This window comes from Photobacterium sagamiensis (assembly GCF_050337085.1).
GTDB lineage: Bacteria > Pseudomonadota > Gammaproteobacteria > Enterobacterales > Vibrionaceae > Photobacterium > Photobacterium sagamiensis.
On record NZ_JAKJSP010000025.1, the window covers coordinates 115,126 to 130,896 of the forward strand.

Below are 15,771 nucleotides of genomic sequence, written 5' to 3' on the forward strand. Positions count from 1 at the left end.
GAACTGAGGGCTGAATTCGCCCTCATAAAGAAATCGCTATTGAGTTTGTTATTGCTGTTGTTAGTAACCTGGAGAACAGGTGCTATAGCAGCGCGTTTTCTTCTAAGAACTGAGTCACTGACTCGTAAACTTTTTCCGCATTTGGTGAACGTTTTGCAAATACTTTCCATTGCTCACGGGCAATTTCTCGGAATTTCTTACGTTCGTCTGCAGACCAGTTGTGAATCGTGATGTTTGGATTCGCTTCAGCTTCTTTCACAGCTTGCTGATCGGCAATTTTAAGCTGAGTGGTAATATCGTATGAAAGATCACGTACAGATGTTGTCAGAATTTCTTGCAGATCTGTTGGTAGTTTGTCCCACTTCTTCTGGCTGACAGAAATATCGATCAAAGGCAGTGAGTGGAAACCTGGTTGGACGGGATGCGTGGCAATGTCGTTCATACCGGCTTTCTGGTTGGTTGAGAACACCGTATAGTCAGCAGCATCAATAACGCCTTTGCTCAGGCCTGTGAATACTTCAGAACCAGGCAGATTAACCGGAGATGCGCCAGCAGCAGCGAACACTTGTTGTACCAGGCCTTCAGGTGCACGTAGCTTAAGACCCTTTAGATCTGCAACACTGTTAAGCGGTACTTTTGATACAAATGATTCAACGCCAGTTGTGGAGCCTCCAACAAATTTTACACCGTATGGTGCATATAGTTCAGTCATTAGCTCATAGCCGCCACCGTAGTTGATGTACTGCAGTAACTGAGTGGTGTCAGACCATGCGCCAACCATATTACCAATCAGACCAAAAGCAGGATCTTTACCGGAAAAGTAACCGGTTGCAGTGATATGACCATCAATGATGCCCATCTTTATGGCACCTAATGTTTCAGTATGTTTTACGATACTTCCGACAGGTAACAAATCAATATCAATACGACCACCTGACATTGTTTCAATACGGTCAGCCCATGCTTGCTGAACCTGGAAGTTCTTATCACCTGAAGGATCAGAAGATTGAATTTTGAACGTGTAATCAGCTGCGTATGCTGCTGTTGATAACAGGCTTGCGATCGTTCCGGCGATTAAGGTCTTCGCTATTTTTTTCATATTGATATCCTTTGTTTGTTCACGTTGTTATATGGCATTTATATCGCTGAGAAATAATATGTTACCGGTAACTTTACCGGGCTTATGTTACCGGTAACTTTGTTTGCTTGTCTTTGAATTGGATCACAAAAATTCACATGTTAATAACAAGAGGGAAATGAAAGGTCAGTAATGGAACTTATAATCAAGCGCAGTTTATACCCAAGTGATCTCAAGATGCTTGTTCAGCGAGATTTTATTGGCTTCTAGGCAAGACGCTGATTTGAAGACATAGTTGTTCTACGTTAATAATCAGCAACGCAGCATAGGAGCCAATAAAACTCGCCCTTCGGGAGTGAGTCAGCGTGCCCACTTCTGTGTCAAATGTGTTTGAAAGGGATGGCCATTTCTACACACATTTTCCTTGAATTGAACACGCTGAGCTCACTCTGAATCCTGCATCTTGAGGTCACTTGGGTATACATAGATTGGTGAGTTATCAAGCATCATCAAGAGAAAATCATATTCTTCTCATTATGCTGAATAATCAATTACTTAGCTATGATACAAAAAAAGCGGCAACCTATTGGTTGCCGCTTTTAATGTTAGGGGGAATAGTGCTATCCAGAGAATTTAAATTCTAGTTTGTGCCGTTTGTGCCGTTTGTGGCGTTACCATATTTGCTTCAGCTGCCTTACAGGCTGCTGCAGTGAAGATAACGTCTGTAGAGCTGTTCAGAGCTGTTTCAGCTGAATCCTGAATCACACCAATAATGAAGCCAACCGCTACAACCTGCATTGCAACTTCATTTGGAATACCAAACAGGCTACAAGCTAGTGGGATAAGTAACAGCGAGCCACCGGCAACACCTGATGCGCCACAAGCTGATACTGCTGCTACAACACTCAGTAATACAGCTGTCGCGATATCGACCTGAACACCCATAGTATGTACTGCAGCAAGAGTCAGTACGGTAATGGTGATCGCAGCACCTGCCATGTTGATGGTTGCACCTAGCGGGATAGACACTGAGTACGTATCTTCATGCAGATCCAGATCTTTACATAGCTGCATGTTCACTGGAATGTTTGCCGCTGAACTACGTGTAAAGAAGGCTGTGATACCACTTTCACGAATGCAACGGAACACAAGTGGATATGGATTTTCTTTGGTTTTTACGTAAACAATGATTGGGTTTACCACCAATGCAATCACTGCCATTGAACCTAGCAGTACTGCTAGTAGGTGTGCGTAGCCAGCCAGTGCAGAAAAACCTGTTTCCGCGAACGTATTCGCAACCAGACCGAAGATACCGATTGGTGCCAGACGAATAACAAAGCGAACGATCGACGTTACACCTTCAGACATGTCGTGGAACACTTGTTTGGTTGCGTCGCTTGCCTTGTGCAGAGCAAAACCAAGCGCGATTGCCCACGCTAGAATACCGATGAAGTTGCCACTCATTAGTGCGTTGACTGGGTTGTCTACAATCTTGAATAGCAAGGTATTTAGTACTTCTGCAATGCCTTCAGGTGGCGTTGCATTCGCGCTTCCAGCAACAAGAGTTAAAGTGGTTGGAAAAAGGAAACTCATGACTACTGCTGTAAGTGCTGCCATCAGTGTACCGAAAAGATACAGCATAATGATTGGCTTCATATTAGTGTGGGCACCTTTCTTCTGATTTGCAATCGAAGAGGCAACCAAGATGAAAACCAGTATCGGAGCGACGGCTTTCAGTGCACTAACAAACAATCCACCTAAGAAACCAACAGTAATTGCTGACTCAGGTGCTATAGACGCAAGGAGGATACCTGCGATGATACCAACGATAATTTGGACGACCAAACTTCCGTTAGCGACTCGGGCTAAAAAAGGTTGTGTTTGATTCATAATACATCCTGCATAATTTTTATATATGTATTGAAGCGTTATATTTCGCTTCAGAGACATTTTTTAACAGGATCTGCGATAGATTACCAGCTATCTTTTTAGAAACTATTGCGTCACAAGCCATTAACGTTATTTTTTGTGATGGCAGGGAAGTATTACAATACGGGCTTGGTCCAGGTTTGTGGTGTTAACCTTACTCTTGAATAACTGATGCTATTTGTTAAAAAAGCTCATACCCTGGTATGAGCTTTTTATTGTGACTATTTATTCGTTTATTGAATGAGTTTTTACGTTTTAGGTGGAACCAGTGGCTGCAATGTTGGTGATTTCACTGCATGAGCTTTGCTCTTTTGTGCCTGTTGCAGTAAAGCGAGCAGTGCTGCTTTATCCCATGTTCCTTTTTCTTTGCCGTAAGTGGCTGCCATCATTGCGGCAACCTCTTTCTCTAACTGGCCGATGAGGTCATTGCTCAAATGCTGCTTCGGCCATTGCTGGAAATAGGTTTGCACCCGGAGCGGCTGTCCGGCTTTTACAGCTGCAATCAGCTGTTCAACGGGGTTCGCAACTGTTGGCATTTGAGTCGATGTCGTTGCATGTTTTGCTGTTTGAGTATTTTTCTTAGCCCTTAGCCATAACACCAGGGTGATTAGCCATAAAGTGGCAAACAAGGCCGTCGCCCAAGGCCACCATCCGCGATCTGTCACTACTTTGACTTCGGCCGTGGTGGAGCTGTCTGCTGGACGGGGATCTGACAAAGCCGGTGCCAGTGGGATGCTAACAGTATTGCTGGTATCACCGGGCTGTACATCAATTGACAAACCATTGAGCTTGCTGGTTTCTTGCTGGCCTGTGGTCGTATTCCACCAGTTGATCGACAGGGCCGGTAAGGTTAACTGACCTTGTTCTCGCGGAATAATCACCTGTTTGATTGTCATGCTGGTGAAGCCATCGTTACTGCTGTAAATCGGTTTCTCGTCATACACCCGAACGGAGCCCGGATATTGCAGTGACAAATTAGGCATGCTGCTTTGTGCCGCATTTTTAATACGTAAAGTAATAATACGGGTTAAAGGCTCACCAACACGCACTTCACTTTTCTGTGGCTGAGAATTGATCTGCGGTTGCCATTCCTGCTCAAGCTGTAGCTCCGGGGTCGGCAGCCATAATCCCTGATAACCAGCAGGCTTGCCTTTTACTTCAAGTGTCAGATTTTGGGTTTTCTTTTCAACAGGAGTACTTGATGCTGGACCAAACCTCCGATTTTTTTTAACGATATTTCCTTTAAATACAGCGCCTTGAAGTAGGATTGAGCCTGCTTTATTGGCGGTGATCTGATAATAACGGGTAAATACAGCATAGCGGAGACCACTAATAACGGTTTCAGCCTGTCGATCATCGCCTATCTGGGTGACATTCAGCCCGTCGCCTTGCGGATCAGTCAAAGATAGCTGATCTATCTGCACATCAGTACGGATTTGCAGCCGGTAACGCAGACTTTCACCGACATAGAGCTGCTCTTTATCGATCTCGGCATCGAATCTGATATCCGGATCGGTGGAATTTGTCGAGCTGGCTTTGCTGCTCTTCAGGGACTGAATAACGATCGGATCGGTTGTTGAGCTGCCAATGCGAAAACTCGGGATGGTAAACTCTCCGATCTTTTCGGTGGCCAATACGACTTTCCACTGTGTGTACGAGGAAAGGGGACCAAATTTGTTGGTTTTTCCGCTATAGATACGGGGTATGCCGTAGATAAAATTGCCATCTAAAGCGGATAGATCCAGTTGTTCAGTATTGACGCTGTCATCAATAAACACGGTCAGTTGGAATACCTCATTCACTCCGACAATATTCTTTGATACCGTCGCTACAGCCTGCGCTGCCGAAGCAATGGCAGGCATGAAACTGGCGATAACCAGCATTATTGCCCACAGGAATGCAGTTGTTGGGCGTTTTAACAGAGACAAAATATTCATTTTCCTTTTCATCGTATCACCATGAATTCTCGGTAGACTGTGGTGCTTTTTTCTGACGAGCCTGTAATAGTAGCTGAGCACGGATCAAACCGCTGGTGTCATCGGGTACCTGCTCCAGCTTCTTAAGGATCGGATCACTGGCTGTCAGCGGGTTCGTATTGTCATCATTGGTCGCAACAGCCTGAGATGGTTGCTCTGGGGTTTCAGATTCCTCAGAAGATGATTGTTGCTCGGCAGATTGTTGAGTTGATTCTGGCTCGTTGGGATCTTGGGGTTGATCCTGTCCCTGCTGTTGCTCCTGGTTTTGTGATTGCTCGGGATTTTGTTGCGAGTTAGCATTGTCAGCAGGTTGTTGTTTATCGGCGTTATCTTGTTGCGAACTATCACGGTTGTTATCAGAATTCTGCTGATCCTCTGACTGACCGTCGTTTTGCTGTGACTCTGATGATTGCTCTTTACTATCAGAGCTATTCTGTTGCTGTTGCTGTTGCTGTTGCTGTTGCTGTTGCTGTTGCTGTTGCTGTTGCTCTTTGGCCTTTTTGACGACATCGAGATTTTTTCGTGCATCAGCAGCATACTCCGGGTTGCTCGCCAGCAAATCCTGATAGGTCTTGATGGCTTCATCCAGCTGTCCGGCCTGGGCATAAGCGTTACCGAGGTTATAGCGAGAAGTCGGATCGGTAAGCGGTGCTAATGTCTCGACGGCTTGTTGATAGTCACCGGCTTTGTACTGAGCAATGCCTTTCCATTGAGGATCTGAAAATTGCTCGGCAGCTGCAACATAATCCTTTTGCTGGAAGGATTGGTATCCTTGCTGATCGCTGGTTTCCCATGGTGATGCAAAAGCGTGGTCAACGGGCATCAATACCAGCATGGCTGCAATCACCACACCACGACGGAATCCAAGCAGTACAAACAGCATAAGTGGGATCAATAACCAAAAGCCGCCATTTATACGCTCTTCCAGCTCTTTCTCTTTATCCTTATTGGCCTGCTCTCTCGGTGTGGCCGTAGAAGCAACGATGGCATCGACATCCCGGTTGCTTGTTTGCGATAATTGTAAGTTCCCGCCGGTTGCTCGCACGAGTGGTAATAAGTTATCCAGTTCAACCCTAGCAATAACCGGTTTCCCCTGGCTATCGTTAAGCAATCTGCCATCCGTCAGTTTTATCGGTGCCCCTTGTTGAGTCCCTATGGCAAGAATCGATAAACGGTATGCCTGATCATCGAGTAAATCCATCACCTGTTCCGATTCTCTCTTACTCATACCATCTGTGACCATAATAATGTCACCGCCAGCGTGTCCCGCCTGTTTTAACAAGCTGATCGCTTCTTTAATTCCTACTGCGGCATTACTGCCCTGAATGGGCATGATTTCAGGAGACAGGTTGGGAATCAGGTTTTTCAATGTACTGCTGTCTTCGGTGAGCGGGCTGACCATATAACCGTCGGCGGCATAAACGACCAGGCCCGTACTGCCTTCTTTCCAGCCTGGTAGCATATCCAGTGCTTTAAAGCGTGCCTGGGTTAAGCGGTTCGGGGTTATGTCGGTGGCATACATTGAACGTGACATGTCCATGACTAACACCCGTGCACCTGACAGACTGTAAGCGGGCAAGGTTGTTTTCTGCCAGCTTGGTCCGGCAAGGGCAATGACTGCCAGTAACCAACCGATCCCTAACAACCAGAAAGGTTTAGCGGTTACTTTACCGCGCTCAAGTCCGAGCTGTTTAGCCAGATGCGGTGCAATCAATCCCGAATGGTGAGCTTTGCCTTTTAACCGCGGCAGCAGTAGTGCCAAGGGCAGAATAGCGAGTAACCAGTATGGGTGGAGAAAGGTGAAATCAACCATGACGTCTCCTCATCATTGCGATGACTACGGAAAGCACTAAAACAATGGTTAACGGGTAACGGAATAACTCGTCACGAGGACGCCAGGTTTGTTGCGCAGTATTAATAGGTTCCATTTGATCAATTAACTGATAAATATTTTTTAGCTCTTGTGGATTACGGGCACGGAAATATTGACCACCCGTCATATCGGCGATTTTGGTTAAGGCTCTTTCGTCGAGATCCTGTGAAGGGTTGACTTTACGGGTCGAGAAAAAACTGCGTTGAAGCATCTCCTCTGCACCCACGCCGACAGTATAAATGGTCACACCGCTTTTGGCCGCCAGTTTTGCCGCTTCTAGTGGTTCGATGACGCCGGCAGTATTGGCACCGTCGCTGAGTAAAATGATCACTCGTTGCGGTGCCTCGCTGTCAATAAAGGTTTTGGTCGCAATGCCTAAGCCTTCACCGATCGCGGTACTTTGACCAATTAAACCTAAGACAGTCCGGCCCAGTTGCTGCTGAACGGTATTGCGGTCAAAGGTCAGTGGTGTCTGAAGGTATGCATGATTGGCAAACAGTACCAAGCCAAGCCGGTCACCTTTACGGTTCTCGATAAAGTCAGACAGCACCTCTTTTACGGCGGTTAAGCGGTCAATGCTGTTGCCATCCGTGGTCACCATATCTTTGATCGCCATCGATCCTGACAGATCGACAGCCAGCAGCATGTCCCTGTGATCCGGTTGTATCTCGATAGGATCGCCATACCAGACCGGGCGGGCGAGTGCACCAATCAGACAGATCCAGCTAATGACCATAATGATTTTTCGCCAGATAGTGTTCGGCTGCTGTTGCCCGATCCCTTCGGGCAGTTTAGGCAGCTTGATGGCTGCTGGCTTGATGACAGGCTTGCTAAAACGATAGACCAGCCACGCCAGAGGAAGTAGTGCCCAGGCCCAAACCCAGATGAATTCAAACATCCCGGCTCTCCTTTTTGTCAACAGATGAGTCGCTAACGGATAAATGGCTGTCTGAGGAGTAAGCTGGTTTTTTCGGTGGCAGCGCTTTTGTCAGCCAGACAGACGCGAGCCGTTCGCACTGTTTGAAATCATCTCTGTTGATCCCTTGCGGGGAAAACAACCCTTGCTGCCATAATGCAGAATGATCTTGAAACCCTCGGTGTTTAGCCGGCAACTGTTGATCAAGAAATGCCAGCCAGCTTTCACCGGTTAATGCAGCGACTTGTTGGCGCGGAAAGTAACTCAGAGCGGCTTGGCGTAATAACTCATTGATATCGCCAAGGCTTTCTGTCTGGCGAAGGGCCTTGAGTTGTTGCATGGCCTCTTTCCGGGCTTGTTGAGTTGCGCGGTACTGTTTGAGCCTATGGGCAATAATGAAGACTGCACCAATGGTCAAAAGAATGCATAGCCACCATCCCCAAGCCAGCGGCCAAATGCCCGGAATAGCTTGAAGATGAATATCAGCCAGAGGAAGAGGAGCAAGAGTTTGATCAGCCATAATGAATGCGTTGACCTCCTAACTGCTGTAGTAAAGGTATCGCTGAAGATAAGTCATGGAGTGGGATCGCCAGCGTTCGGGTCATCTCCCTGATAAAGCATTGATGTGCTTCATACTGCTGGCTGAGTTTTTCCCGGGTTTTCTTTGAGGAAAAATCGAGCCAGAGTGATTGTTTACTATCGGCAACATTTTCGTGGCCCCGGAATGCCGTTTGGCCTTGCTCTAAGGGATCATGGATCCGCACAAACTGGATCCGGTTGTGATAGCGCAACTGGCTCAGGCGGCGTTTATCACCATCTTCAAGCTGATAAAAATCACTGATGATCACGATTTCACTGCCTTTCGGGCATAAGTGGTGCAAGTGCTTCAGTGCGGCGGAAAACGGAAGTGAGGGTCGGTTTTCTTCTTGTTCAGCAGCCTTCGTTGGCTTACAGGCACTTTTTTGCTCACCAAAAGCCTGATGTGCTCCGATTAATGCATTGATAACACGGAGCGGTCCTTGCTGGCGCGCTGTCGGTTTGCACTCTATCAGCTGGTTGCCGTCATAAATGATGGCGCCGACCCGATCCTTTTCACGTACCGCCAGCCAACTTAATAAGCTGGCAAAGTGCGCCGCCTGAACCGATTTCAGCATCAGCTGCGAGCCAAATTTCATGCTGTCACTGATATCTATCAGCAACATGACAGGTTGCTCACGTTCTTCGGTAAATAACTTGGTGTGGGTTTTCCCGGTTCGCGCTGTTACCCGCCAGTCAATTGCCCGGATATCATCACCTGCCTGATAAGGGCGAACTTCTGAGAAGTTCATTCCGCGGCCTTTTTGGCGGCTCATGTGCTGACCATTAAGTTGTGACCAGACACTTTGCGCCGGTGGCAGCCAGCGTACGGCTTGGTTTTTATATTGCAGCAACTCTGCCAGCGATAGATTTACACCATCGCTGTGGGCGGGCAGGGAAACTGTCATTTCGCTTTCTGTCATGCGCAGGCAACCTGAGCGATAAGGTTACTCACCACGGAATCTGCCGCAATACCTTCGGCCTGTGCTTCATAGCTGAGTAACAGACGATGACGCAATACCGGGTAGGCCATCTGCTGGACATCTTCAGGAGTAACAAAATCACGGCCATTTAACCAGGCATTTGCCCGGGCACAGCGATCTAAAGCCAGAGATGCCCTCGGACTCACTCCCATTTGTAACCAACTTGCCAGTTGTCTGCTGTAGCGTTCAGGCTGGCGTGTCGCCATGGTCAGACGAATAATGTAATGCTCGACATCTTCTGCCATGTGGATGTTTAACACATCGGTTCGGGCTGCAAAGATCTCTGCCTGGCTGATCTGTACAGGCTCTGATTTTACAATCCCCAAGGCTTCGCCGCGGTTTAAGCGCAGAATTTCCAGCTCACTGGCTTCATCCGGGTAGTTCACATTGAGCTGCAGTAAGAAACGATCGAGCTGTGCTTCAGGTAAAGGGTAGGTGCCTTCCTGCTCAATAGGATTCTGGGTTGCCATCACCAGAAATAGTTCAGGTAAAGAATAGGTTTTGCGACCAGCAGTGATCTGTTTTTCTGCCATCGCTTCTAGCATCGCAGCTTGTACTTTCGCAGGGGCGCGGTTGATTTCATCGGCTAGCACTAGCGAATTGAAAATCGGACCTGGCTGGAAGGTGAATTCAGCGGTTTCCGGACGGAAGATATCCGTACCCGTCAGATCGGAAGGCAGCAGATCCGGTGTAAATTGAATTCGGTGAAAACTGCCTTCGATGCAATCAGACAGCACCTTGACTGCACGGGTCTTAGCAAGGCCAGGGGGCCCTTCTACCAGAATATGCCCATCAGCAAGCAAGGCAATTAATAACTGTTTTACGAGATCAGGCTGTCCAATTACCTGGCTTTCCAGGTAAGTTTTAAGGCGTTGAAAAGTTGTTGCTAGCATAGATTGGTTATGTCCTTGGAATACAAACAGTCAAACAGGAAATAGTGAAAGTCAGACTAAGAAAAAACAATTAAGTTCACGCAGCATGATTTTTATAATATTCAGCGATTCGTGTCCAGTGATGGCTCGATCATGATGAAATATGGCGCCACCTTGCGACCTGGAACTATTTACCAGTCTCTTTTCGTCATACACCAGCCAGAGTTTAGTTCCTTATAGCTTAACGCCTCACGCCTCAATGATACTAATGAATAAAATTTGTGCATAGATGCATATGGAATGTGGAAAACATGCTGACAGATGTTCGTTATGCTTTTTACTCCTTCGTTGGTACAAATGCGTATCTTAATAATTAACATTTAATCAATGGGGCATCACAAAGCTCATGCTTATGGTGACAATGTATCTTTTGACTAATAGGACAAATATTTGTGATTCTATTCAGGTATATTGGTAAGACCACCAATACTGCATCTTGATATTTATATGTGTCTATGCTCTTATGTGTCTTGTGCAACAAATAGAACATAGCAGTGTCATGTTAAATCGCTAATATGGAAACATATTCAGGTGAATAGCTTAATTGCTATCTGGATTGATATTCATGTTTATAACGTGAGTATTAATGATAAAGCCCAGTAAATACATGAGCATAGTGATTTGTAGTGATAGGATGGAGTCTGATTTAATGAGTAAGAAAGTATTAGTGACTGGTGCAAATGGTGGAATGGGTTCTGCGATTACAGAAGCTTTGGTTAAGGCAGGCTATCGTGTAATTGCTTCGTATTACCCTAAAATTGAAGCAGAAGCGAAGGAATGGTTTAAAGAGAATAATTATTCAGAAGATCAGGTTCGCTTGTTCCCGCTTGATGTTACAGATACGGCCTATTGCAAAGAGGCGATTGCAACATTGTTGCAAGAAGAAGGCTACATAGATGTACTGGTTAATAATGCTGGAATTACACGTGACACCACCTTCAAACGTATGTCGGTTGAGCAATGGAACGATGTTATTAATACAAACCTGAACAGTCTTTATAACGTGACTCATCCGCTGTTCGGTGCAATGTGTGAACATGGTAATGCCCGCATTATCAATATCACTTCTGTCAATGGTCTGAAAGGTCAGTTTGGTCAGACAAACTATTCTGCAGCTAAAGCAGGGATGATTGGATTTACAAAAGCCCTGGCCGCAGAAGGTGCACGATCAGGCGTTACAGTAAATGCGATAGCCCCTGGTTATACCGGCACAGCAATGGTTGAAGCGATTAAACCAGAGATACTTGAAGGGATCAAAGCTGAAGTTCCAATGAAACGTCTGGCTCGCCCTGCTGAAATTGCAGCCGCAGTTACTTTCTTGGCAAGTGACGAAGCCGCATATATTACCGGTGAAACTTTATCAGTTAACGGTGGCTTATACATGCACTAAGCGTGTATTAATACGTTTGAAGAATGGACGCAAAAAGATCATGACTAAAGTATTTATTGTTGCCGCTAAACGTACACCAATTGGTAGCTTTAACGGTGCTCTTAAAACGGTTTCCCCTGCGAACCTTGCTGCTGTAGCGATTAAAGCCGCTTTGGTGCAGGCTGATGTTGCTTCTGAAGCAATTGATGAAGTTATACTTGGCAACGTAGTTGGTGCTGGACAGGGCATGGGCCCGGGTCGCCAGGCCGCTATTTATGCTGGTATTCCAAATGAAGTTCCTGCCTATAGCCTGAATATGGTGTGTGGTAGTGGCATGAAAGTGGTGATGGATGCCGCAGCACATATTAAAGCTGGCGATGCTGAGCTGGTGGTTGCAGCTGGCGCGGAATGTATGTCACAAATACCTTTCGCTGTCTCATCGCAAATTCGTGATGGTCAGAAAATGGGCAGCATGGAGCTGACAGATCTATTGATTGCTGATGGTTTGACTGATGTTTTTAACGACTATCACATGGGTATGACCACAGAAAATGTGGTTGAAAAAATCGGCCTGACTCGCGAACAACAAGACAACTTTGCTTTAGCTAGTCAGCAAAAAGCGGTGGCTGCCATTGAACAAGGTAAGTTTGTTGATGAAATCGTACCTGTTGAAGTGACGGTTCGTCGTAAAACCAGCTTAGTCGATACCGATGAATACCCTAAAGCCGATGCCACTATTGAAGGTCTGTCGAAGTTACGTCCAGCCTTTAAAAAGGATGGCTCGGTAACGGCGGGCAATGCGTCGGGCATCAATGATGCTGGTAGCGCAATTATCGTGGCCTCTGAAGCAGCGGTTGAGAAATATGGCCTGACACCACTAGCAGAAATTCAAAGCTATGCACAAGCTGGCGTTGCGCCAGAACTAATGGGATTAGGTCCTGTTCCTGCTGTTGTAAAAGCCTTGGATAAAGCTGATTTGGATATTAAGTCAGTCGGTTTGTTTGAATTCAATGAAGCGTTTGCTGGCCAGGCCTTAGGTGTGTTGCACGAAGTGGCTAAAGAATTAGACACTTCCGTTGAGGACCTTGCCGAACGTACTAATGTTAATGGTGGTGCGATTGCACTAGGTCACCCTCTGGGCGCATCAGGTAACCGCATTATTGTCAGCCTTCTACACGAAATGCGTCGACGCGGAACGGAATATGGCCTGGCCACACTTTGTGTGGGTGGTGGTATGGGTACTGCCATCGTATTGAAGAAGGTTTAACTCTCAGTTGCTCCAGATAAAGAGCAGTTGTTCCCAGATTGTACTTGCCTGAGTTAAAAGCTAATTCCTGGTCAGGTACTTTGCTAATTACTTTTTGTTATTTAAGGAATTAAGATTATGTATACGGAAATGTTTAAATCTTTCTCAGAGCAAACAGAAAAGACACTTGCACCTTACGTTAAGTTCAACAAACTCTTCACTAAGAATGTTGAAGATCTTACCGAACTTCAACTTTCAGCTGTACGTGCGTACAGCAATCTTGGCTTATCTCAGCTTAAAGCCGTGGGCGAAGTGAAAGATCTTGAATCGTTGACAGCATTCAATGGTCAGCAGCTAGAAACGTTAACTAAACTTTCTCAGCAGCTAATGGATGATAGCAATAAATTTACTTCAGTTGCTCAAACATTTAAAAATGATGTTGAAGAACTTGTTGCTGAAAATGTAAAGCAAGTGAATCCAGTTTAAATGATATGACCACTCTGCCGCCCCTTCCTCAGGGCGGCATTATTAGCCCAGGTACAGAGGTCATTGTAATGAACTATAACTTCTTTTCTGACTATTTTGCCAAGCTCCAGGACACGAACCAGCTATGGTGGAAGGAACTGGATTCTGGCAAAACAGCCTATAATAGCCCTCTTAGTCAAGCGCTAAACGAAGTAAGCATTGATGATGCAAAACAGCTGATTGAGAAAGCATCCGCACAACCTGCCGTCCTTGTAAAAGTGCAAATGGAGTGGTGGGAAAACCAAATGAAAATTTGGCAGAACGTCGCCATGAATGGTGGTGAAGGCAACGATCTAGTTAAGCCTGAAAAAGATGACAAGCGTTTCAGTGATCCTGCATGGGAAAACGAAGCGTTTTATAACTATATTAAGCAGTCTTATCTGCTTTACAGTAATACGATGAGAGAAAGCATCGATTCGATTGAAGGATTAGATGAGAAAGTTAAAGAGCGGCTAGGGTTCTTTTCGCGCCAGGCAATTAATGCCCTTTCTCCAACCAACTTTATAACGACCAATCCGGAGCTCGCAAAACTTACCGTTGAAACAAATGGCGAGAACCTAGTTAAAGGTATGGAATTGCTACAGGAAGACATGAAGGCAAGTGCCGATGTTCTCAAAATTCGCATGACCAATAATGATGCCTTTAAGCTGGGTGATAATGTTGCGAATACTGCGGGTGATGTGGTGTTTAAGAATGAGCTATTCGAGCTGATTCAATATAAGCCACTGACTGAAAAAGTGAATCAAACACCGCTGCTTATTGTTCCTCCGTTTATTAATAAATATTACATCTTGGATCTTCGTGAGAAGAATTCGATGATGCGTTGGTTGGTAGAACAAGGTCACTCGGTATTCATAATGTCGTGGCGTAACCCAGACGCAACGATGGTTGATATTGACTTTGAGCATTATGTACTTGATGGTGTCGTGAAAGCGATTGATGCTGTCGCAGATATTACGGGTGAGAAGCAAATTAATGCGGCAGGCTACTGCATTGGCGGTACCTTATTGGCGACAACGTTAGCTTATTACTCGGCTAAGCGTATGCGTAATCGTGTTAAGTCAGCATCATATTTTACAACCTTACTGGATTTTTCACAGCCTGGTGAGATTGGTGCCTATGTCAATGATCCAATTGTCACTGCGATTGAAGCGCAGAATGAAGCTAATGGTTATATGGACGGTCGTTCACTGAGTGTGACCTTTAGTTTGTTGCGTGAAAACAGCTTATATTGGAACTACTACATCAATAATTATCTTAAAGGTAATAGTCCTATTGACTTTGACTTGTTGTATTGGAATGGCGATAGCACGAATGTGGCTGTAGCTTGTCACAGTACACTGTTGCGTCAGTTCTACCTGGAAAATAAATTGGTAGAACCTAAAGGGTATAAAGTCGGTGGCGTTTATATTGATCTGACAAAAATAAAAGTACCGGCGTATTTTATCTCTACCCAAGAAGATCATATTGCCCTTTGGCAAGGGACTTACCGTGGAGCTCAAAAGCTGAATGGTAATTCAACGTTTGTACTTGGTGAATCCGGTCATATCGCCGGCATTGTTAATCATCCAGCCAAAAACAAATATGGCTTCTGGACGAATGATAATCGGGTTGAAGACGCTGAAGAATGGCTGAGTGGAGCAAACCGTCAGGATGGCTCCTGGTGGACTCACTGGAATAGCTGGTTGGCAGACTATAATGCAGATGAACAGATTGATGCGCGAACATCAGGAAACGCCAATTATCCTGTGATGGCAGCGGCACCTGGTTCATACGTATTGCAAACACTGCCGATAGAAATTCCGAACATGAAAGAGCAGTAATTAAGTTTGTTGTTAAACGGGCTTAGTTCCGCTTAACAAAATATATTGAAGAAAGCCGGCAAATATTTGTCGGCTTTTTTGTGCTTGAATAAAAAACAGCAAAGCATTATTGTTTGAATTACCTTATTAATTGCCTGTTGGTGCTTAATTGTTGAGCTGTTGATTGGTAAAACATAAAAAAGGATTGTTATGTTTGAATATCTCCCTATAATGCGCCTCGTTGTCACAACAAACTACCGAGTAGATAGCTGAGGCAACCACGTTCTTTAATAATTTGACCATGCAATCTGTGTGGGCACTCGTGAAATGATTCGTCGAAAGATTTATCAATGAACTGAGTGACCAAACGATGTAGTTACTGCAGAGTAATTATATTGGCACAGTCAATTTACGTTTCGCTCTTTCTTCTCGAAGAAGGGGTTGAAACAGAAAATCAGTAAAAATCATTGAGCCGTTCCTTAGGGAACAACAAAACTTTAATTGAAGAGTTTGATCATGGCTCAGATTGAACGCTGGCGGCAGGCCTAACACATGCAAGTCGAGCG

12 protein-coding genes and 1 rRNA gene are annotated in these 15,771 nt (G+C 45.5%); 5 read left to right on the plus strand and 8 right to left on the minus strand.

Features of this window, described 5'->3' with window-relative positions; translation table 11 throughout:
- Window positions 1–82: 82 nt before the first annotated feature.
- The 8 genes from L4D76_RS13275 to L4D76_RS13310 form a co-directional block, all read right to left on the minus strand.
- Window positions 83–1,099: a TRAP transporter substrate-binding protein gene (locus L4D76_RS13275; protein ID WP_428441370.1), complete on the minus strand. Its 1,017-nt coding sequence runs from the start codon at window positions 1,097–1,099 to the stop codon at window positions 83–85.
- Between the two features lie 612 nt (window positions 1,100–1,711).
- On the minus strand, window positions 1,712–2,968 hold the full coding sequence (sstT, locus tag L4D76_RS13280; RefSeq protein WP_428441371.1) for a serine/threonine transporter SstT: 1,257 nt from the start codon (window positions 2,966–2,968) through the stop codon (window positions 1,712–1,714).
- Window positions 2,969–3,255: 287 nt separating this feature from the next.
- A complete protein-coding gene (locus L4D76_RS13285) occupies window positions 3,256–4,956 on the minus strand; it encodes a BatD family protein (protein ID WP_428441372.1) in 1,701 nt (566 codons plus the stop codon).
- 4 nt (window positions 4,957–4,960) lie between these two features.
- The gene (locus L4D76_RS13290; RefSeq protein ID WP_428441373.1) at window positions 4,961–6,796 is read right to left on the minus strand and encodes a vWA domain-containing protein; all 1,836 of its coding nucleotides are present in this window, start codon (window positions 6,794–6,796) and stop codon (window positions 4,961–4,963) included.
- Window positions 6,789–7,754, minus strand: coding sequence for a vWA domain-containing protein (locus tag L4D76_RS13295; protein ID WP_428441374.1), 966 nt, complete (start codon window positions 7,752–7,754; stop codon window positions 6,789–6,791). The genes L4D76_RS13290 and L4D76_RS13295 overlap by 8 nt, the downstream gene beginning before the upstream one ends.
- Window positions 7,747–8,292 carry a DUF4381 domain-containing protein gene (locus L4D76_RS13300; RefSeq protein ID WP_428441375.1) on the minus strand — a complete coding sequence of 182 codons (546 nt, stop codon included), beginning with the start codon at window positions 8,290–8,292 and terminating at the stop codon, window positions 7,747–7,749. Before L4D76_RS13300 ends, L4D76_RS13295 begins: the two co-directional genes overlap by 8 nt.
- Window positions 8,285–9,271 carry a DUF58 domain-containing protein gene (locus L4D76_RS13305; protein ID WP_428441376.1) on the minus strand — a complete coding sequence of 329 codons (987 nt, stop codon included), beginning with the start codon at window positions 9,269–9,271 and terminating at the stop codon, window positions 8,285–8,287. The genes L4D76_RS13300 and L4D76_RS13305 overlap by 8 nt, the downstream gene beginning before the upstream one ends.
- Window positions 9,268–10,224, minus strand: a complete 957-nt coding sequence (locus L4D76_RS13310; RefSeq protein WP_428441377.1) for an AAA family ATPase — start codon at window positions 10,222–10,224, stop codon at window positions 9,268–9,270. Before L4D76_RS13310 ends, L4D76_RS13305 begins: the two co-directional genes overlap by 4 nt.
- Window positions 10,225–10,912: 688 nt before the next feature.
- Between L4D76_RS13310 and L4D76_RS13315 the strand changes: the two genes are divergently transcribed.
- From L4D76_RS13315 to L4D76_RS13335, 5 genes are all read left to right on the plus strand, one after another.
- Window positions 10,913–11,653 carry an SDR family oxidoreductase gene (locus L4D76_RS13315; protein WP_428441378.1) on the plus strand — a complete coding sequence of 247 codons (741 nt, stop codon included), beginning with the start codon at window positions 10,913–10,915 and terminating at the stop codon, window positions 11,651–11,653.
- 40 nt (window positions 11,654–11,693) lie between these two features.
- Window positions 11,694–12,899, plus strand: coding sequence for an acetyl-CoA C-acetyltransferase (locus L4D76_RS13320; protein WP_428441379.1), 1,206 nt, complete (start codon window positions 11,694–11,696; stop codon window positions 12,897–12,899).
- 117 nt (window positions 12,900–13,016) lie between these two features.
- Window positions 13,017–13,364, plus strand: a complete 348-nt coding sequence (locus L4D76_RS13325) for a phasin family protein (RefSeq protein ID WP_428441380.1) — start codon at window positions 13,017–13,019, stop codon at window positions 13,362–13,364.
- Window positions 13,365–13,432: 68 nt separating this feature from the next.
- Window positions 13,433–15,226, plus strand: a complete 1,794-nt coding sequence (gene phaC / locus L4D76_RS13330; RefSeq protein WP_428441385.1) for a class I poly(R)-hydroxyalkanoic acid synthase — start codon at window positions 13,433–13,435, stop codon at window positions 15,224–15,226.
- Window positions 15,227–15,703: 477 nt separating this feature from the next.
- Window positions 15,704–15,771, plus strand: a 16S ribosomal RNA gene (locus L4D76_RS13335); the annotation flags it as partial.